Source organism: Variovorax sp. Soil_C_26, assembly GCF_057657075.1.
In genome coordinates this window covers 36,565-55,992 of sequence record NZ_JBDGJC010000003.1, presented here as the reverse complement: position 1 = coordinate 55,992, position 19,428 = coordinate 36,565, and the positions used below count along the sequence as shown (strand labels likewise).

The following is a 19,428-nucleotide window of genomic DNA, read 5'->3' as shown; positions in this document are numbered from 1 at the left end:
TCCTTCCGGGAGCGGGTGGCCGAGGGCCGACGGCGATCCATTCGCCCCGGCCCTTTTCTTTGTTCAGAGTTTCTTCTGCAGGAAGACCGCTTGGCCGAACGCCGGGTCGAGCTGATAGCCGGCGAACTCCTCGCGCGCGTACGCGCGCAGAGCCGGCGCATTGCCCGACAGCACTTCGAGCGTGAGCTTGCAGGCGCCGCGCTTGCGCGCCTCATCCTCGACCCTCGCGAACATCTGCTGCGCGACGCGCCGGCCGCGGTGGCTCGCCAGCACGACCACGTCATGCACATTGACCAGCGGCCGGCACGCGAAGGTCGAGAAACCTTCGATGCAGTTGACGAGCCCGACCGGCGTGGCGCCGTCGAAGGCCAGCACGCTGAAAGCCTGTGGGCGCGCAGCCAGGGCGGCCGGCAAGCCCTGCTTCACCTCTTCTGTCAGCGGCGTGCCGCCACCTGCCGCATCGCGTGCATAGGCATCCAGCAAGTCGACCAGCGCGCTGGCGTGCGCGCTCGTGCGGTAGTCCGCCAGAAGAATCTCGATCACACGGGCTCCAGCCGCCGCGGTTCGCCCGCCGGCAGTTCGATGCGGATGGCGTCTGCGGCTCGTACCTCTCCGCCCGAGACGACGATGGACATCACGCCGGCCTTGCGCACCAGCGTGCCGTCTGCGTCGCGCGCCAGCGTGGCCGCCATCAGACCTTTCTGAAAGCGGTCGATCTGGCTGCAGGGATTGCGCAGGCCGGTGAGTTCGACGATCGCTTCGGCGCCGAGGCGCAAGCGCGTGCCCGTGGGCAGTGCCAGCAGATCGATGCCACGTGTCGTGATGTTCTCGCCCAGGTCGCCGGGGAACACCGCGAAGCCCGCGTCGACCAACTCGTCGAAGAGTTCGGCATGCAGCAAATGCACCTGGCGAAGGTTGGGCGCACTGGCGTCGCGCGCGACGCGCGAGCGATGCTGCACGGTGCGGCCCGCGTGGGTGTCGCCCCCCACGCCGAGGCCGGCGAGCAGCCGCACCGACGGTTCGGCGAATTTCGAGAAGCCGTGCACGTCGCTGGCGTGCACCGCCAGCACCTGTGGCGTCGCTGGCGCACTCAAGCCGCCGGCTCCAGCGTGGCGGCGAGCTGTTTCGCGCACGATTCGGCCTGCTTCGCATCGCGCGCCTCGACCATCACACGCACCAGCGGTTCAGTGCCGCTCGCGCGGATCAGCACACGGCCGCTGTCGCCGAGCTCGGCTTCGATGCGCACGGTCTCGCTGCGCAAGGCCGCGTTGTTCGTCCAGTCCTGCCCCGGCGCCAAGCGGACGTTGATCAGCGTCTGCGGGAACAGCGTGACGCCCTCAAGCAACTGGGCCACCGTTTTGCCGCTGCGCACGCAGGCCTGCAATACCTGCAGCGCGCTCACGATGCCGTCGCCCGTGGTGTGGCGGTCGAGCGCCAGCAGATGGCCCGAGCCCTCGCCACCGAGCAGCCAGCCGCGCTGCTCGAGTTCCTCGAGCACATAGCGGTCGCCCACCTTGGCACGCACGAACTCGACGCCCTGCCCGCGCAGCGCGACTTCAACGGCCTTGTTGGTCATGAGGGTGCCCACCACGCCCACCGGCTTGTCGCCGCGTGCAATGCGCTCGGCAACCATGAGGTAGAGCAGTTCGTCGCCGTTGAACAGGCGCCCGCTTGCATCGACGAGTTGCAGCCGGTCGGCGTCGCCGTCGAGCGCGATGCCGTAGTCGGCCTGCTGCGCCGTCACCGCCGCCACGAGCGCGGCGGGATGCGTCGCACCCACACCTTCGTTGATGTTGAGGCCATCGGGCGCGCAGCCGATGCTCGCGACCTCGGCGCCGAGTTCGTGGAACACGTTCGGCGCCACCTGGTAGGCCGCGCCATGCGCGGCATCGACCACGAGCTTCATGCCGCGCAGCGTGAGGTCGCTCGCGAAGGTGCTCTTGCAGAACTCGATGTAGCGCCCGGCCGCATCGTCGAGGCGGCGCGCCTTGCCGAGATCGGCGGAAGTGACCCATGTCGGTGCTTCCTCGAGCGCCGCTTCCACGGCCAGTTCCCACGCGTCGTCGAGCTTGGTGCCCTGCGCGCTGAAGAACTTGATGCCGTTGTCGGGAAACGCGTTGTGGCTCGCGCTGATCACCACGCCGAGGCTCGCGCGCTGCGTACGCGTGAGGTAGGCGACGCCGGGCGTGGGAAGCGGCCCGAGCAGCACCACGTCGACGCCCGCCGAGTTGAAGCCCGATTCGAGCGCGGATTCGAGCATGTAGCCCGAGATGCGCGTGTCCTTGCCGATCAGCACCGTGGGGCGCGCCTCGGTCTTCTTGAGCACGCGGCCCACGGCATGTGCGAGGCGCAGCACGAAATCGGGCGTGATGGGCGATTGGCCGACCGTGCCGCGGATGCCGTCGGTGCCGAAATATTTGCGGGTCATGGAACGCTTCTTGTTGTGGAATTTGTTGATCGAAGACTACCTAACTAGCGGGGCCGGTGTTTCGGCCTTCATGGCGCGCCACACGGCGAGCGCCGTCACGGTATCGCGCACGTCGTGCACGCGCACGACGGCGGCACCGCGGTCGACCGCGAGCACGGCCGCCGCCACGCTCGGCACAAGGCGCTCGGCCGCGACAGGAATGCCGCTGACGGAGCCGATCGACGACTTGCGCGACCAGCCTAGCAGCAGCGGATGCCCCGCTGCCTGGAGTTCGCGCTGCCGCGCCAGCAACGAGAAGTTCTGGGCCACGGTCTTGCCGAAGCCGATGCCCGGGTCGAGCGTGATGCGCGCAGGCGCGATACCGAGCACCCGCAGCAACGCCAGCTGCGCCCGCCAGAACGACAGCACCTCGGGAACGACGTCGCCCTGCATGGGCGCGGCCTGCATCGTCTGCGGATCGCGGTGCATGTGCATCAGGCAGATGCCGCACGAAGGATGCGCAGCGACCGCTTCGCGCGCACCGGGCTGCCGCAGCGCCCACACGTCGTTGACGATGTCGGCGCCCAGGTCGAGCACGGCGCGCATGACCTCGGGCTTGTAGGTGTCGACGGAAAGCGGCACCTGGAGCCGCACGGCCTCGCGCACGACTGGCAGCACCCGCGCCAGTTCGGCCTCGAGCGGCACGGCCGGGCTGCCGGGACGGGTGGATTCGCCGCCGATGTCGAGGATGTCGGCCCCTTCCTTCAGCAGCTGCTCGCAATGCCGCAGCGCGGCTTCGGTGGAGGCGTGGGCGCCACCGTCGGAAAAGGAATCAGGCGTGACGTTGACGATGCCCATCACGCGCGGCTGCGCGAGATCGATCGAGAAGCGGCTGGTCTGCCAGGCCGTCGGCGCCATCGGGGTTGTCATGCGGCGCCTTCTTCATCCGGATCATCGAAAACGGGGCCCACGGCCCCGTTGCTGTCGGATTCCGGAGGCACCTCAGGCGGCGCTCGGCGCGGGATCCGGGTTGACCGCTGGCGTTCCGCCGCTGCCGTCGCTGCCCGAGGGCGGAACGCGTGGCGTCCAGTCCTTGGGCGGGCGCGGTGCGCGGCCGGCCATGATGTCGTCGAGCTGCTCGGTGTCGATGGTTTCCCACTCGAGCAGCGCCTTGGCCATGGCGTGCATCTTGTCGCTGTTCTCTTCGATGAGGGCGCGCGCCAGGGCGTACTGCTCGTCGATGATGCGACGCACTTCGCCGTCGACCTTTTCCATGGTCTGCTCGCTCATGTTGGTGGTCTTGGTCACCGAGCGGCCGAGGAACACTTCGCCTTCGTTCTCGGCGTAGACCATCGGGCCCAACGCGTCGGACATGCCGTAGCGCGTGACCATGTCGCGGGCGATGGAGGTCGCGCGCTCGAAGTCGTTGCTGGCGCCCGTGGTCATCTGGTGCATGAACACTTCTTCGGCGATGCGGCCGCCGAACAGCATGCTGATCTGGTTCAGCATGTATTCGCGGTCGTAGCTGTAGCGGTCTTGCGCCGGCAGGCTCATGGTCACGCCGAGCGCCCGGCCGCGCGGAATGATGGTGACCTTGTGCACCGGATCGCACTTGGGCAGCAGCTTGCCGATGAGCGCGTGGCCCGACTCGTGGTAGGCCGTATTGCGGCGCTCTTCCTCGGGCATGACCATGCTCTTGCGCTCGGGGCCCATGAAGATCTTGTCCTTGGCCTTCTCGAAGTCCTGCATCTCGACGACGCGCGCATTGCGGCGCGCAGCCATGAGCGCCGCTTCGTTGCAGAGGTTGGCCAGGTCGGCGCCCGACATGCCCGGCGTGCCGCGCGCGATCACGCTCGGGTTCACGTCCTGACCCAGCGGCACCTTGCGCATGTGCACGCCGAGGATCTGCTCGCGGCCGCGGATGTCGGGCAGCGTAACGTACACCTGGCGGTCGAAGCGGCCGGGGCGCAGCAGTGCGGCGTCCAGGATGTCGGGGCGGTTGGTGGCCGCGACCACGATCACGCCGAGGTTGGTCTCGAAACCGTCCATCTCGACCAGCATCTGGTTCAGCGTCTGCTCGCGCTCGTCGTTGCCGCCACCGAGGCCGGCGCCGCGCTGGCGGCCCACTGCATCGATTTCGTCGATGAAGATGATGCAGGGTGCGTTCTTCTTGGCGTTCTCGAACATGTCGCGCACGCGGGCCGCGCCGACGCCGACGAACATCTCGACGAAGTCGGAACCCGAGATCGAGAAGAACGGCACCTTGGCTTCGCCAGCGATCGACTTGGCCAGCAGGGTCTTGCCGGTGCCCGGGGGGCCGACCAGCAGCAAGCCACGCGGAATGCGACCGCCGAGCTTCTGGAAGCGCTGCGGGTCCTTCAGGAAGTCGACGACCTCACGGACCTCTTCCTTGGCCTCGTCGCAGCCTGCGACATCGGCGAAGGTGACCGTGTTGTTGTTCTCGTCCATCATGCGGGCCTTGCTCTTGCCGAAGCTGAATGCCCCGCCCTTGCCGCCGCCCTGCATCTGCCGCATGAAGTAGATCCAGACGCCGATCAAGAGCAGCATCGGGCCCCAGCTCACGAGCAGCGTCATGAGCAGCGACCCTTCTTCGCGCGGCTTGACGTCGAACTTGACGTTGTGGTCGATCAGGTCGCCGACCAGGCCGCGGTCGAGGACCGTAGCGACGGTGCGGATCTTGCGGTCGTCGTTGGTGACGGCGACGATTTCGCCGCCGCTCGCGCCCTCAGGGATAACGGCGCTCTTGATCTGATTGTTCCGGACCTGGTCCAGGAACTCCGAATAGCTCACCATTCCCGAGCCGACGCCGCCACGGGTGTCGAACTGCTTGAACACAGTGAACAACACCATGGCAATGACGAGCCAGACGGCAACTTTGGAAAACCACTGATTGTTCAAACGAAGCTCCAGTCAAAAGCGCGTGACAAGATTGTGAAAGGACGCGCTACGGATACGCAATTGCGCTCCATTTTAGGCTTTTCAAGCTGCGAAAAAGCGGCATTTCCCTAAAGCAGCCATAGCCCCGCAAGGGTTGACCGGTAGGAATTGCCCGTATTGCACCGAAATCGGGCCCGCAGCCTCAAGGTATCAAAGCGTTTCCTGCCCCTTGAGACCCATGCCGACCAGAAAGGTTTCGGCAGATTTGTCGCGCGAGGCCTTCGGCTTGAACGGCTTCACAGTCCGGAAATTGGCCTTGAACAGCTTCACGAGTTCGTCGTAGCCGCTGCCGTGGAACAGCTTGGCGACCAGGGCTCCCTCGGGCCTCAGGTGGTGCTGGGCGAAGTCGATGGCCAGCTCGATCAGGTGCGCCACGCGCGCCGCGTCCGCCGAGTGGATGCCCGAGAGGTTGGGCGCCATGTCCGAGACCACCAGATCGGCCTTGCGGCCCGCCAGCACCGTCTGCACCTGCGCCAGCAGGTCGGCCTCGCGGAAGTCGCCCTGCAGGAAGGTCACACCCTCGATCGGATCCATCGGCAGCATGTCCAACGAGATGATGGTGCCGTTGAGCTCGCCCGCGGCGGCGCCCCCGGGCGACATGCGGCGGCGCAGGTACTGGCTCCAGGCGCCGGGCGTGGAGCCGAGGTCGACCACCAAGTGCCCCGGCTTCACGAGGCCGAACGCCTCGTCGATCTCCTTGAGCTTGTAGGCGGCGCGCGCTCGGTAGCCCTCCCGCGTGGCGAGCTTCACGTAGGGGTCGTTGATATGGTCGTGCAGCCACGCCTTGTTGACTTTTTTGCTTTTGGGCTTGGTGCTCATTGGATAGCCTTCGCATTCGCTGCGGTATTCGCCTTGGGGCGGCCCGGCGGCTCATGAATGCATTCGAGAACGTCCGATAATACGGGGATGCCCGCCATTCAACTTACCCCTGCCGAGCGCAAGGTGCACCGCGCCGAAGCTCACCACCTGGATCCGATCGTCATGGTCGGTGGAGACGGGCTGACCCCTGCCGTGAAGAAAGAGGCCGACGCGGCGCTCAAGGCGCACGGCCTGATCAAGATCCGCGTGTTCTCCGACGACCGCCTCGCGCGCGATGCGATGCTGCAAGAGCTGGCCGAAGAGCTCAACGCCGCGCCGATCCAGCACATCGGCAAGCTGCTGGTGCTGTGGCGCCCGAAGCCCGAGAAAGAGCGCGTGGTCGACGAAGACCGCATGCCCGGCCCGCGTGATGTGAAGATCGTCAAGTACAGCAAGCGCGCCGGCCAGCGTCCCGAGATCAAGACCCTGCGGGTGCTCGGCAACCAGCGTCTCACCCCCGGCGGCACCATCAAGCGTGCCAAGGCGAAGCGCCCGTTGTCGGCCAAGAAGCGCAACCAGGCAGACTGAGCTTGGCGCCGGCGAAAGGCGCCGAGCGCCATATCCTCTGCATGAAGTGGGGCACGAAGTACGGCCCCGAGTACGTCAACCGGCTCTACGCGATGGTGCGCCGCCACCTCAGCGGCGATTTCAAGTTCGTGTGCCTGACCGACGATGGCGCCGGCGTCCGGCCCGAGGTCGCCTGCCTGCCGATCCCGCCGCTCAACCTGCACCTGGCGCCCGGCCAGCGCGACGGCGCCTGGAAGAAGCTCACGACCTTCGAGCGCGATCTGCACGGGCTGCGCGGCACCGCCCTCTTCCTCGACCTCGACGTGGTCGTCGTGGGCAGCCTCGACGCCTTCTTCGAGCAGCCGGGCGAATTCCTCATCATCCACGACTACGCTCGGCCCTGGCGGCGCCAGCGCATCACCGGCAATTCGTCGGTCTACCGCTTCGAGCTCGGTGCCCATGCCGACGTGCTGGCGCATTTTCGCGACAACATGGACCAGGTTCAGGCCGAGTACCGCAACGAGCAGACCTATCTTTCGGCCATGATGCACAAGCGGGGCAAGTTGGCCTACTGGCCCGCGGCCTGGTGCCCGAGCTTCAAGTACCACGGCATCCCGACCTGGCCGACCAATTACTGGGAAGCGCCCTTCGTGCCCGAAGGCGCACGGATCATGGTGTTCCACGGCGAATGCAATCCTCCCGATGCGCTTGCCGGCCGGCGCAACCGGGCCTTCCGCTACATCCGGCCCGCGACCTGGGTCGCGAAGTTCTGGAAAGAGTGACTGACGGGTCGGCGGCGGCTCAGGCCGCGGCCGGACGGGCGCTCATGCGCCACAGCAGCGCTCCCGCGCACAGCCACTGCACGAGGTACATGCCGCTTCCCACGGCATGCCACAGCTTCAGGTTGTCGCGCGCCAGGATCCGCGGCGCCACGGCGTACTGCTGCAGCAGCGCAAGCAGGAGCGCCGCAAGGATCAGGAAGATCGCGCCCATCGAGGCCGCATCGATGCGGTCGTCCATCTGGGTCCTGAAATGAACCAGCAGCAACAGCCCGCAGCCGATCGCGATCCAGCTCTGGGCCTCGAACAGCTGGCCTGCGAAGTTGCCGGCCACGGCCGGGTTGCCGAGCTTCGCAAAGAGCATCGGCACCACGAGAAAGCCGATGGTCGTGAGGCTGCCCCACCAGAAAGCGGCCAGCAGCAGGGCAAGACGCGCCTTCATGCGTGCGATCAGAGGTAGCGCACCGCCACGATCTCGTAGCGCTTGAGGCCGCCGGGCGTCTGCACCTCGGCCGTGTCGCCCTCTTCCTTGCCGATCAGCGCGCGGGCGATCGGGCTCGACACATTGATCAGGCCCTGCTTCAGGTCGGCCTCGTCCTCGCCGACGATCTGGTACTGGACGGCGTCGCCGCTGTCCTCTTCCTCGAGGTCGACGGTCGAGCCGAACACGACCTTGCCGCCGGCATCGAGTTCGGACGGATCGATGACCTGCGCGGCCGAGAGCTTGCCTTCGATCTCGATGATGCGGCCCTCGATAAAGCCCTGGCGGTCCTTGGCGGCTTCGTACTCGGCGTTCTCGCTGATGTCGCCCTGGGCCCGCGCCTCGGCGATGGCGCCGATGATCGCGGGACGGTCCTGCGACTTGAGCCTGCGCAGCTCTTCACGCAGCTTCTCCGCGCCGCGCTTGGTGATGGGGATGGTCGCCATATCTAGTTCTCCATAAAGCGAAACCGCCGAACGCTGCCGTTCGGCGGTCGATGGGGACGTCTCTCAAACGAGCGGACGTCCGGTCAGCCGGCTCAGGATGGCGAGCGGGCTCGAATCGGGATTGTATTGCTTTGACGCGGGCAGATGAAGGGTCTGCTCGAGCATGTACTGCCCCGCCATGACCGCGTGCGAGGTCTGGTCCGAAAAGCAGACCCAGACCGAACCGGGCGGAAACTTCGCGGTTTCCTGCGGCGAATCCGCCTGGTAGGCCATGTCCGACTTCATGCCGTCGTGCAGCTGCAGCATCAAATGGTCGTATTCGCTGCGAAAGGACTTGGTCACATGCAGCGCCTGCAGCAGCCTGGCTTGCCAGCGCGCGTAGGGCTTGGCGCGCGGCAGGAAGCGCTTCGCGACATCCTCGAACGGCTCGCCGACGCGCCACACGCGCGGCGCGCCTTCGGGATTGACGTTGGTGAACACGCGCAGGATGCGCTCGCCGTAGTTGGGCCGCGAGGGAAACGCGTCTACATGCAGCCGCCGGTCGTCGGCGCGCCACGATTGCACGCGCGTCTCGACCTGCGCGGGCCGGTAGCTCGTGGGCGCGAGGCGCAGCGCCGGTGTGTAGTGCGGCAGCAGCCCATGGATGAGTTGCGTGGCCTGTGCGCGGAACCGCCCCACCATCGTCGCGGTGGCGCGCTGTACCGGCGCGTCGCCGACGGCGCCCTTGAGCTGGCCCTCGGCATCGAGGCTGATGTTGCGCACGCCGGGCGCGAGCAGCCCCGGCGTCAGCAACGCCCGCTCTTCGGGCAGCAGCTCGAAGCCCAGCCGCGGAAAGTACAGGACCTTGCCCGCCTCCAGTTCCGCGATCCACGCCTCGTTGGGCGTGGCCGCATCCCAGAGCGCGAGGTCGAGTTCGACGAGCTGCGTCTGCATGGCCAGGCTCAGGCGGCCGCGGCGAGCTGCGCGTGCATCTCCTGCACCGAAATCACGCCGAGTTCGTCCATGAAGCCCATTCCCTCGACGGCCGCTTCGGCGCCGAAGATCGTGGTGAACGTGGTCACGCGCGCGAGCAGTGCCGAGGTGCGGATCTGGCGCGAGTCGGTTATCGCATTGCGGCGCTCCTCGACCGTGTTGATGACCAGCGCGATCTCGTTGTTCTTGATCATGTCCACGATGTGCGGACGGCCTTCGGTCACCTTGTTCACCGTGTCGCAGGCGATGCCCGCGGCGGCGATCGCCGCGGCCGTGCCCTTGGTGGCGATCAGCTCGAAGCCGAGCTTGGCAAGGCCGCGTGCCACTTCGACCGCGCGCGCCTTGTCGTTGTTCTTCACCGAGATGAAGACCTTGCCCGACTTCGGCAGGTGCGTGCCGGCGCCGATCTGCGATTTCACGAAGGCTTCGCCGAAGGTCTTGCCCACGCCCATCACCTCGCCGGTCGACTTCATCTCGGGTCCGAGGATCGTGTCCACGCCCGGGAATTTGACGAACGGGAACACGGCTTCCTTGACGCTGAAGTACGGCGGCGTCACTTCCTTCGTGACCCCCTGCGACTTGAGCGATTGCCCGGCCATGCAGCGCGCCGCGACCTTGGCAAGCTGGATGCCCGTGGCCTTGCTCACGTAGGGCACCGTGCGCGACGCGCGCGGGTTCACTTCGAGCACGTAGATGACGTCCTTGCCGTCCTTCTGCTGGATCGCGAACTGCACGTTCATCAGCCCGACCACGTTGAGCGCGGCCGCCATGGCAGCGCTCTGGCGTTTCAGTTCGGCGATGGTCTCGGCGCTCAGGCTGTAGGGCGGCAGCGAACAGGCCGAGTCGCCCGAATGCACGCCGGCCTGCTCGATGTGCTCCATCACGCCGCCGATGAGGGTCTGGCCCTCGGCATCGCGCAGGCAGTCGACGTCGCATTCGACGGCATCGTTGAGGAAGCGGTCGAGCAACACGGGCGAATCGTTGCTGACCTTGACCGCCTCGCGCATGTAGCGCTCGAGGTCGCGCTGTTCGTGCACGATCTCCATTGCGCGGCCGCCAAGCACGTAGCTCGGACGCACCACCAGCGGGTAGCCCAGTTCGGCCGCCTTCTCGAGGGCTTCGGCCTCGGTGCGGGCGGTGGCGTTCGGCGGCTGCAGCAGCTTGAGCTCGTGCAGCAGCTTCTGGAAGCGCTCGCGGTCCTCGGCCGCGTCGATCATGTCGGGCGAGGTGCCGATGATCGGCACGCCATTCGCTTCGAGGTCGAGCGCGAGCTTGAGCGGCGTCTGGCCGCCGTACTGCACGATCACGCCGAGCGGCTTCTCCTTGTCGACGATCTCGAGCACATCTTCGAGGGTGAGCGGCTCGAAGTACAGGCGGTCGCTCGTGTCGTAGTCGGTCGACACGGTCTCGGGATTGCAGTTGACCATGATGGTCTCGTAGCCGTCCTCGCGCATCGCGAGCGCGGCATGCACGCAGCAGTAGTCGAACTCGATGCCCTGGCCGATGCGGTTCGGGCCGCCGCCGAGCACCATGATCTTCTTCCGGTCGGTCGGCTCGGCCTCGCACTCGTCCTCGTAGGTCGAGTACATGTAGGCCGTGTTGGTTGCGAACTCGGCCGCGCAGGTGTCCACGCGCTTGTAGACCGGGCGCACGCCCAGGGCGCGGCGCTTCTCGCGCACGGCCGTGTCGGTGGTCTTGAGCTGCCTGGCGAGGCGGCGGTCGGAGAAGCCCTTCTTCTTGAGCGCGAGCAGCGTGTCGCGGTCGATGTCGTCGAGCGACTTGGTCTCGAGCTCGAGTTCGATCTTCACGATCTCCTCGATCTGCACCAGGAACCACGGATCGATCTTGGTCAGCGCGAACACTTCGTCGACCGACAGGCCCATGGCGAAGGCGTCGCCCACGTACCAGATGCGCTCGGGGCCCGGCTCGCCGAGTTCCTTCTCGAGCACTTCGCGGTCCTGCGTCTTCTCGTTCAGGCCGTCGACGCCCACTTCGAGGCCGCGCAGCGCCTTCTGGAACGACTCCTGGAAGGTGCGGCCCATGGCCATCACCTCGCCGACCGACTTCATCTGCGTGGTGAGCCGCGAATCGGCCTGCGGGAACTTCTCGAAGGCGAAGCGCGGGATCTTGGTGACCACGTAGTCGATCGACGGTTCGAACGACGCCGGCGTGGCGCCGCCGGTGATCTCGTTGCGCAGCTCGTCGAGCGTGTAGCCCACAGCCAGCTTGGCCGCGACCTTGGCAATCGGGAAACCTGTGGCCTTGGAGGCCAGCGCCGAGGAGCGCGACACGCGGGGGTTCATCTCGATGACGACCATGCGGCCGTCCTTCGGGTTGATGGAGAACTGCACGTTGGAGCCGCCAGTGTCGACGCCGATCTCGCGCAGCACTGCCAGCGAGGCGTTGCGCAGGATCTGGTATTCCTTGTCGGACAGCGTTTGCGCGGGTGCCACCGTGATCGAGTCGCCGGTGTGCACGCCCATCGGGTCGAGGTTCTCGATCGAACAGACGATGATGCAGTTGTCGGCCTTGTCCCGCACGACCTCCATCTCGTACTCCTTCCAGCCGAGCAACGACTCCTCGATCAGCAGCTCGTTGGTGGGCGAGGCTTCGATGCCGCGCTTGCAGATGGTCTCGAACTCGTCGGGGTTGTAGGCGATGCCGCCGCCGGTGCCGCCGAGCGTGAAGCTGGGACGAATCACGGTCGGGAAGCCGAGCGTCTTCTGCACCGCCCAGGCCTCTTCCATCGTGTGCGCAATGCCCGAGCGCGCCGAACCGAGACCGATCTTGGTCATCGCGTCCTTGAACTTCAGGCGGTCCTCGGCCTTGTCGATGGCCTCGGGGGTCGCGCCGATCAGTTCGACGGGCTTGTTGGTGGCCGCCCCGGTGTACTTGTCGAGCACGCCGTGGCGCCAGAGGTCGAGCGCACAGTTGAGCGCGGTCTGGCCGCCCATGGTCGGCAGGATCGCGTCGGGACGCTCCTTGGCGATGATCTTCTCGACCGTCTGCCAGGTGATCGGCTCGATGTAGGTGACGTCGGCCGTGGCCGGGTCGGTCATGATCGTCGCGGGGTTGCTGTTGATCAGGATGACCTTGTAGCCCTCCTCGCGCAGCGCCTTGCAGGCCTGGACGCCGGAATAGTCGAACTCGCACGCCTGGCCGATGATGATCGGGCCGGCGCCGATGATGAGAATGGATTGGAGGTCTGAGCGCTTGGGCATCTTTAATTGTCCTTGGTGAATCCGATGCCGCGGCCGCCGTAGGCGCCGGGCTTCGGCTCATCCATCAGTTGGTGGATCGCGGTGAAGACATCGCGAAAGTTCTGGTCGTATTTCTGTTCCAGCGCTGTCAGCCTGCGCTTCAGGTCGGCATGCTCCGACAGCATGCTGCGCAGCTTGACGAAGGTGCGCATGATCTCGATGTTGACCGCCACGGCGCGTTGGCTGCGCAGCACGCTCGAGAGCATCGCCACGCCCTGCTCGGTGAAGGCGACGCTGCGGTAGCGCGCACCACCCGAACCCGGCCTGTCGGCCTTGTTTGAGATCACGATTTGTGATCTCAAACTCGCAAGGTCTTGATTCTCAAGGGAAAAAGCAAAATCCGCGGGAAAGCGGTCGAGGTTGCGGCGCATCGCCTGCAACAGCACCCGGGTCTCGACGCCGTAGAGCTCGGCCAGATCCTGCGCGAGCATGACCTTCAGGCCACGCAGCACATAGATCTTGTTCTCGGCTTCGCGCAATGCCGCGAGCACCGAGACGTCGAGCACCGCGGACGCATCAGCCACGTGCCTGCTCCTCCATGAGCGCGGTGAAGCGGTCGAACAGGTAGCCGATGTCGTGCGGGCCGGGCGAGGCCTCGGGGTGGCCCTGGAAGCAGAACGCCGGCTTGTCGGTGCGCGCAAGGCCCTGCAGCGTATTGTCGAACAGGCTGATGTGGGTGGCGCGCAGGTTGGCCGGCAGCGACTTCTCGTCGACCGCGAAACCGTGGTTCTGGCTCGTGATGCTCACGCGCCCGTTGTCGAGGTCCTTCACCGGATGGTTCGCGCCGTGGTGGCCGAACTTCATCTTGAAGGTCTTCGCGCCCGAGGCCAGCGCCATGATCTGGTGGCCCAGGCAGATGCCGAAGGTGGGGATGCCGGTCTCGATCAGCTCGCGGGTGGCCTCGATGGCGTAGTCGCAGGGCTCCGGGTCGCCGGGGCCGTTGGCCAGGAAGATGCCGTCGGGCTTGAGCTTGAGCACGTCGGCCGCGGGCGTCTGCGCCGGCACCACCGTGATGCGTGCGCCGCGCTGGGCGATCATGCGCAGGATGTTCTTCTTGACGCCGTAGTCGAAGGCCACCACGTGGAAACGCGGCGTGATCTGCACCCCATAGCCCGGCTTGCCGTTCGCGTTCGCGAGCTTCCACTCGGTTTCGGTCCATTCGTAGGTCTGCTGGACCGACACCACCTTGGCCAGGTCGAGGCCGGCCATGCTCGGCGCGGCCTTGGCGGCCGCGATGGCCTTGTCGATCAGCGCCTGCGTGACCGCCTCGCCTTCAGCCAGGCCCAGGATGCAGCCGTTCTGGGCGCCGTGGGTGCGCAGGTGGCGCGTCAGCTTGCGGGTGTCGATGTTGGCAATGGCGACCGTCTTGCCGGCCACCAGGTACTCGTTCAGCGTGGCCGTCTTGCGGAAGTTGGAGGCGACGAGGGGCAGGTCCTTGATGATCAGGCCCGCGGCATGGATCTTGTCGGCTTCGATGTCTTCCTCGTTGACGCCGTAGTTGCCGATGTGCGGATACGTGAGCGTCACGATCTGCTGGCAGTAGCTCGGGTCGGTGAGGATTTCCTGGTAACCGGTCATCGCGGTGTTGAACACCACTTCACCGGTCGTAGAGCCCGTGGCTCCGATCGAATTGCCTTGAAAGACCGTGCCGTCTGCGAGCGCCAGGATGGCGGGCGGGAAACTTCCCTTGAGAGACAAAAGCACTGGGTTCTCCGGATGGTTACGGTCGCCCGGAAGCCCCAGGCGCGTTGCCTGCGGACTGCTGCTTAAGGGGAAGATGGCGTTGAAGGCGGCCGGGCGACGCTGATTTGCGAGTAAGCCCCCGATTGTAGCCCGGACTGCGCTTCTAGCCCGCCTGAAGGGCACTGCTGGCGTGCAGGCAGATGGCGGCGGCGGCGGCCACGTTCAGCGATTCCTCGCCGCCCGGCTGGGCGATGCGAATGTGCCGGGCCGCGCGGGCCTCGAGCGCGAGCGAGACGCCCTGCCCTTCGTGCCCCATGAGCCACGCACACGGATGCGGCAGCCGGGCCTGGTGAAGCCATTCGCCGCGGTGCGAGCTGGTGGCCACCATCGGAATCGTCAAGGCCTCGAGCGCTTCAGGCTCTACCCCTTCGATCAATCGCAGGCCGAAATGCGCGCCCATGCCGGCGCGCAGCACCTTCGGCGCCCACAAGGCTGCGGTGCCCCTGAGCGCGATCACCTGGGTGAACCCGAAGGCGGCCGCGCTGCGCAGGATCGAGCCGGCATTGCCGGCATCCTGGAGCCGGTCGAGCACCACGCTCGGCGCACCGGGCACCAATTCGGGGCGCACCGGCAGATCCAGCACGAAGCCCATCGGCGCGGGCGATTCGAGCCCGCTCACGCCGCGCAGCAGGTCGTCGCCGACGACCACCGTCTTGATGGCACTGCTGCGCCATTCGGCCGGCGCTGCCGCCCAGAACGATTCGGAAAACACCGCCAGGGCTGGCTGCACCCCGCGCGCCAGCGCTGCCCGGCACAGGTGGTCGCCTTCGAGCCACACGCGCCCGAGCTTGCGGTAGGCGCCCGGGTCCTGCGCCAGCTTGCGCAGGTCCTTGAGCAGCGGGTTGTCTCGCGAGCTGATGTGGGTCGGGCCAGCGGGTTCGGTCATGGGCAGATCACGGCGCAGTGCGCAGTTCGGGGTGCGCGGTCTCGGCGGCGCCGATCGGCACTGCAGCCGGTCCCACCGCAATCTCGAACGCCATGGTCGAACCCGCCGTGGTCGCGGTGCGCGCCAGCGCCGCAGCCACCGGACTGAACGTGCGGCGGTGATGCACGCAGGCGCCGTGGCGCAGCAGCGCCTCGAGGTGCTCGGGCGTGCCGTAGCCCTTGTGGCCCGCGAAACCGTAATGCGGAAATTCCAGGTCCAGTTGTTCGCACAGCCGGTCGCGGTGCACCTTGGCGAGGATCGACGCGGCCGAGATCGCCTTGACGCGCGCATCACCCTTGATGATGGCCTCGGCAAGCACATCGAGCGTCGGCAGGCGGTTGCCGTCGACCAGCACCTTGGCGGGCTTGAGCCGCAGCCCCTCGACCGCGCGGCGCATCGCGAGCATCGTGGCCTGCAGGATGTTGTGGGTGTCTATCTCCTCGACGCTGGCCTGCGCTACCGAGCAGCACAGCGCCTTCGCGAGGATCTGGTCGTGCAGGCGCTCGCGCTGCAGCGCCGTGAGCGTCTTGGAGTCGGCCAGGCCCCGGATCGGCCGAAGGTCGTCGAGGATGACGGCCGCGGCCACCACCGGCCCCGCCAGAGGACCGCGGCCCGCCTCGTCGACGCCGGCCACCAGGCCCGGCGCGTCCCATACGAGCGGCGCCTGCTCAGCCTTCAAGAACTTTCTGGATCGCATCGGCGCAAAGTGTCGGCGTATCGCGCTGCAGTTGCACGTGCAGCGCTGAAAATCTTTGTTGCAGCGCCTCGGTCTTCTCGGGCGCATCGAGCCATTCGAGCGTGGCCTGCGCCAGCGCTTCGGGCGTCGCGGCCTCCTGCAGCAGTTCGGGCACCACGAACTCCCCCGACAGGATGTTGGGCAGGCCGACCCAGGGCTGGAGCTGCTTGCGCTGCATCAGCCGCCAGGACAGCGAATTCATGTTGTACGCGATGACCATCGGCCGCTTGAACAGCGCCGCCTCGAGCGTGGCGGTGCCGCTCGCGATCAGGGTCGCGTCGCAGGCAGCCAGCGCGGCATGCGACTGGCCGTCGAGCAGCGTCACCCGCCCCGCCGCACCGCTGGCCTGCAGCAGCGCCTCGACCTCGACGCGCAGCCCCGGCAGGATCGGCGCGACGAAGCGCAGCCCGGGCCTGGCCTTCAGCATCAGCGCGGCGGCAGCGAAGAAGCGTGTGGCAAGGTAGCGCACCTCCGAGCGGCGGCTGCCTGGTAACAGGGCCACGACCTGCGCATCAGGCGGCAGGCCGAGCGCCGCGCGAGCCGCGCCGCGGTCGGGCACCATGGGAATCACGTTGGCGAGCGGATGCCCGACATAGCTGCCCTCGACACCCTGCGCTTCCAGCAGCGCCGGCTCGAACGGGAAGATGCACAGCACATGGTCGGCCGCGGCACGGATCTTCTCGATGCGGTCGGCCCGCCAGGCCCAGATCGAGGGACAGACGAAATGCACGGTCTTCATGCCGCGGCTGCGCAGGCCGGCCTCGAGGTCGAGATTGAAATCCGGCGCATCGACACCGATGAAGAGCTCGGGCCATTCGCGCAGCAGCCGCGCCTTGAGCTGGCGCCGGATGCCGGCGATCTCGGCATAGTGGCGCAGCACCTCGATGTAGCCGCGGACCGCGAGCTTTTCTTGCGGCCACCAGCTCTGGAGGCCATGCGCGAGCATGCGCGGACCCCCGATGCCCACCGTCTCGAGCGAAGGCCAGCGCGCCTGCAGGCCGTCGAGCAACAGGCCGGCCAGCAGGTCGCCGGAGGCTTCGCCTGCGACCAGCGCGAACCGCCGCTGCGCGTCCTTGACCATGGGTGCCGCCGGCCTCAACGCGCGATGCCGCGCGTCGAGCTGGCCAGGAAGCGCTCCATCAGCGCCACGTCCTCGCCCGCCTCGGGCGACTCGGCAGCCAGCGCGGCAATGCCGGCGCGCGCCTCTTCGAGCGTCTTGCCCTGGCGGTACAGCAGGCGGTGCATCTGCTTGACGGCTGCAATGCGCGCCGCGGAGAAGTCGCGCCGCCGCAGGCCCACCACATTGAAGCCGCGCACCGCGAGCGGATTGCCGTCGACCAGCATGAAGGGCGGCACGTCCTGCGACACCGCACTGGCGAAACCAACCATCGCGTGCGCGCCGACCGAGACGAACTGGTGGATGCCCGTGAGCCCGCCGATCGTGACCCAGTCGGCCAGGTGCACATGCCCGGCGAGTGTGGTGTTGTTGGCGAGCGTGGTGTGGTCGTCGACCTGGCAATCGTGCGCGATGTGCGTGTAGGCCATGATCCAGTTGTCGCTGCCCACGCGCGTGACGCCTCCCGCCCCCGGCACGCCGAGGTTGAAGGTGCAGAACTCGCGGATCACGTTGCGGTTACCGATCACCAGTTCGGTCGGCTCGCCGGCGTATTTCTTGTCCTGCGGTATCGCTCCGAGCGACGAGAACTGAAAGATCCGGTTGTCGCGGCCGATGTTGGTGCGGCCTTCGATCACGCAATGCGCGCCGATGGTCGTGCCCGCACCCACGCGCACGTGCGGACCGATGACGGTGTAGGGCCCGACGGAAACGGAGGCGTCGAGTTCTGCCTTCGGGTCGACGAGCGCTGTGGGATGAACCTGCGTCATGCCTTTTCGTTGCTGCGCAGGCTCAGTTGATCTGGCGCATCGCGCACATCAGCGAAGCCTCGCAAGCCAGTTCGCTGCCGACCAGCGCACGGCCCTTGAACTTCGAAATGCCGGCCTTCATGCGTTCGATCTCGACCTCGAGCGTGAGCTGGTCGCCGGGTTCCACCGGACGCTTGAAGCGCGCGCCGTCGATGGCCGCGAAGTAGTAGACCGTGTTGTCGTCGGGCACGATGTCGAGCGAACGGAACGACAGCAGCGCGGCCGCCTGCGCCATGGCCTCGAGCATCAGCACGCCAGGCATGACGGGGCGATGGGGGAAATGGCCGTTGAAGAACGGCTCGTTCATCGTCACGTTCTTGAGCGCCGTGATGCGCTTGCCCTTTTCCATGTCCAGCACGCGATCCACCAGCAGGAACGGGTAGCGGTGGGGCAGCAGCTTGAGGATTTGATGGATATCGAGCGTCGTCGTCATGATTGTCTGTTCCTGCATCTCTTCACTTTTTCTCGGGAGCCTTCTCCAGCGCCTTGAGTCGTTCGCGCAGGCCGTGCAACTGCTTCAGCGTTGCAGCATTCTTTTCCCAGCTGGCATTGTCGTCGATGGGGAACATGCCGGTGTACTGGCCGGGCTTGCGGATCGAGCGCGTGACCACGGTCGCGGCCGACACATGCACCCCGTCCGTCACCGTGAGATGGCCCAGCACAATTGCGCCGCCGCCAAAGGTGCAATGCGCGCCAATGGTCGCGCTGCCCGCCACGCCGACGCAACCGGCCATGGCCGTGTGCCTGCCCACGTGCACGTTGTGACCGATCTGGATCAGGTTGTCGAGCTTGACGCCGTCCTCGATGACAGTGTCGTCGAGCGCACCGCGGTCGATGCAGGTGTTGGCGCCGATCTCGACGTCGTTGCCGATGCGCACCGCGCCCAGTTGCTCGATCTTGACCCATGCACCTTCGTGCGGCGCGAGGCCGAAGCCGTCGGCACCGATCACCACGCCCGGATGCAGCAGGCAGCGTTCGCCGATCACGCAATCCTCGCTGACCGTGACGCGCGACTTGAGCACCGTGCCCGCGCCGATGCGCGCACCCCGCTCCACCACGCACAGCGCGCCGATGCGCGCCGTGGCGTCGACCACGGCTTCAGGATGGACCACCGCCGACGGGTGGATGCGCTCGGCTTCGGGCCGCGCATGACGGGCCTTCCACAACTGGGTGAGCCGTGCGAAATACAGGTAGGGATCGGCCGCGACGATGTACGCGCCGCGCGCCGCAGCGGCCTCGCGCATGGCGGGCGCCACGATGACGCAGGCGGCCTTGGAGACCGCGAGTTCCTGCTGGTACTTGGGATGGCTCAGGAAACTGAGCGCGTCCGGCTGAGCGTTCTGAAGCGGCGCAAGCCGCTCGATCGAGAGCGCCGGGTCGCCGTGAAGCTCACCCCCAAGGGCGCTGACGATGGCTCCGAGCTGCAACGACAC

20 protein-coding genes are annotated in these 19,428 nt (G+C 66.9%); 2 read left to right on the top strand and 18 right to left on the bottom strand.

The annotated features are described in order from the left end of the window. Nucleotides 1-63 precede the first annotated feature (63 nt). The 6 genes from AC3A6G_RS09680 to AC3A6G_RS09655 form a co-directional block, all read right to left on the bottom strand. Nucleotides 64-543, bottom strand: coding sequence for a GNAT family N-acetyltransferase (locus AC3A6G_RS09680; RefSeq protein WP_487859292.1), 480 nt, complete (start codon nt 541-543; stop codon nt 64-66). Continuing rightward, a complete protein-coding gene (locus tag AC3A6G_RS09675) occupies nt 540-1,094 on the bottom strand; it encodes an MOSC domain-containing protein (RefSeq protein ID WP_487859293.1) in 555 nt (184 codons plus the stop codon). The genes AC3A6G_RS09680 and AC3A6G_RS09675 overlap by 4 nt, the downstream gene beginning before the upstream one ends. Then, a complete protein-coding gene (glmM, locus tag AC3A6G_RS09670) occupies nt 1,091-2,428 on the bottom strand; it encodes a phosphoglucosamine mutase (protein ID WP_487859294.1) in 1,338 nt (445 codons plus the stop codon). The genes AC3A6G_RS09675 and glmM overlap by 4 nt, the downstream gene beginning before the upstream one ends. Before the next feature lie 36 nt (nt 2,429-2,464). Then, on the bottom strand, nt 2,465-3,337 hold the full coding sequence (gene folP, locus AC3A6G_RS09665) for a dihydropteroate synthase (RefSeq protein WP_487859295.1): 873 nt from the start codon (nt 3,335-3,337) through the stop codon (nt 2,465-2,467). 72 nt (nt 3,338-3,409) lie between these two features. Next, nucleotides 3,410-5,326, bottom strand: coding sequence for an ATP-dependent zinc metalloprotease FtsH (gene ftsH, locus AC3A6G_RS09660; protein ID WP_487873604.1), 1,917 nt, complete (start codon nt 5,324-5,326; stop codon nt 3,410-3,412). Between the two features lie 189 nt (nt 5,327-5,515). Then, nucleotides 5,516-6,184 carry an RlmE family RNA methyltransferase gene (locus tag AC3A6G_RS09655; RefSeq protein WP_487859297.1) on the bottom strand — a complete coding sequence of 223 codons (669 nt, stop codon included), beginning with the start codon at nt 6,182-6,184 and terminating at the stop codon, nt 5,516-5,518. 87 nt (nt 6,185-6,271) lie between these two features. Here AC3A6G_RS09655 and AC3A6G_RS09650 point away from each other — a divergent pair, with 87 nt between their 5' ends. Both AC3A6G_RS09650 and AC3A6G_RS09645 read left to right on the top strand, forming a co-directional pair. Further along, nucleotides 6,272-6,751 (top strand): YhbY family RNA-binding protein, encoded by a 480-nt coding sequence (locus tag AC3A6G_RS09650; RefSeq protein WP_487859298.1) that lies wholly within the window; start codon nt 6,272-6,274, stop codon nt 6,749-6,751. Between the two features lie 2 nt (nt 6,752-6,753). Then, the gene (locus AC3A6G_RS09645; protein WP_487859299.1) at nt 6,754-7,512 is read left to right on the top strand and encodes a glycosyltransferase; all 759 of its coding nucleotides are present in this window, start codon (nt 6,754-6,756) and stop codon (nt 7,510-7,512) included. Nucleotides 7,513-7,531: 19 nt separating this feature from the next. On the opposite strand, the gene AC3A6G_RS09640 is transcribed toward AC3A6G_RS09645, so the two are convergent. The 12 genes from AC3A6G_RS09640 to lpxD form a co-directional block, all read right to left on the bottom strand. Further along, a complete protein-coding gene (locus AC3A6G_RS09640) occupies nt 7,532-7,951 on the bottom strand; it encodes a DUF4149 domain-containing protein (RefSeq protein ID WP_487859300.1) in 420 nt (139 codons plus the stop codon). 8 nt (nt 7,952-7,959) lie between these two features. After that, nucleotides 7,960-8,436: a transcription elongation factor GreA gene (greA, locus tag AC3A6G_RS09635; protein ID WP_487859301.1), complete on the bottom strand. Its 477-nt coding sequence runs from the start codon at nt 8,434-8,436 to the stop codon at nt 7,960-7,962. Nucleotides 8,437-8,499: 63 nt separating this feature from the next. After that, nucleotides 8,500-9,369: a Kdo hydroxylase KdoO gene (gene kdoO, locus AC3A6G_RS09630; protein ID WP_487859302.1), complete on the bottom strand. Its 870-nt coding sequence runs from the start codon at nt 9,367-9,369 to the stop codon at nt 8,500-8,502. A gap of 8 nt (nt 9,370-9,377) precedes the next feature. Then, entirely contained in the window at nt 9,378-12,629 is a 3,252-nt protein-coding gene (gene carB / locus AC3A6G_RS09625; RefSeq protein WP_487859303.1) for a carbamoyl-phosphate synthase large subunit, read from the bottom strand. 2 nt (nt 12,630-12,631) lie between these two features. Next, entirely contained in the window at nt 12,632-13,192 is a 561-nt protein-coding gene (locus AC3A6G_RS09620; RefSeq protein ID WP_487873603.1) for an ORF6N domain-containing protein, read from the bottom strand. Further along, nucleotides 13,185-14,372, bottom strand: coding sequence for a glutamine-hydrolyzing carbamoyl-phosphate synthase small subunit (carA, locus tag AC3A6G_RS09615; protein WP_487859305.1), 1,188 nt, complete (start codon nt 14,370-14,372; stop codon nt 13,185-13,187). The genes AC3A6G_RS09620 and carA overlap by 8 nt, the downstream gene beginning before the upstream one ends. A 142-nt stretch (nt 14,373-14,514) precedes the next feature. Beyond that, nucleotides 14,515-15,297: a TrmH family RNA methyltransferase gene (locus AC3A6G_RS09610; RefSeq protein ID WP_487859306.1), complete on the bottom strand. Its 783-nt coding sequence runs from the start codon at nt 15,295-15,297 to the stop codon at nt 14,515-14,517. 7 nt (nt 15,298-15,304) lie between these two features. Next, a complete protein-coding gene (rnhB, locus tag AC3A6G_RS09605) occupies nt 15,305-16,033 on the bottom strand; it encodes a ribonuclease HII (protein WP_487859307.1) in 729 nt (242 codons plus the stop codon). Beyond that, nucleotides 16,005-17,153, bottom strand: a complete 1,149-nt coding sequence (gene lpxB, locus AC3A6G_RS09600) for a lipid-A-disaccharide synthase (RefSeq protein WP_487859308.1) — start codon at nt 17,151-17,153, stop codon at nt 16,005-16,007. The genes rnhB and lpxB overlap by 29 nt, the downstream gene beginning before the upstream one ends. 14 nt (nt 17,154-17,167) lie before the next feature. Then, the gene (gene lpxA, locus AC3A6G_RS09595; protein ID WP_487859309.1) at nt 17,168-17,956 is read right to left on the bottom strand and encodes an acyl-ACP--UDP-N-acetylglucosamine O-acyltransferase; all 789 of its coding nucleotides are present in this window, start codon (nt 17,954-17,956) and stop codon (nt 17,168-17,170) included. Nucleotides 17,957-17,978: 22 nt separating this feature from the next. Beyond that, on the bottom strand, nt 17,979-18,428 hold the full coding sequence (gene fabZ / locus AC3A6G_RS09590) for a 3-hydroxyacyl-ACP dehydratase FabZ (protein ID WP_280816786.1): 450 nt from the start codon (nt 18,426-18,428) through the stop codon (nt 17,979-17,981). Between the two features lie 22 nt (nt 18,429-18,450). Beyond that, a complete protein-coding gene (gene lpxD, locus AC3A6G_RS09585; RefSeq protein ID WP_487859310.1) occupies nt 18,451-19,428 on the bottom strand; it encodes a UDP-3-O-(3-hydroxymyristoyl)glucosamine N-acyltransferase in 978 nt (325 codons plus the stop codon).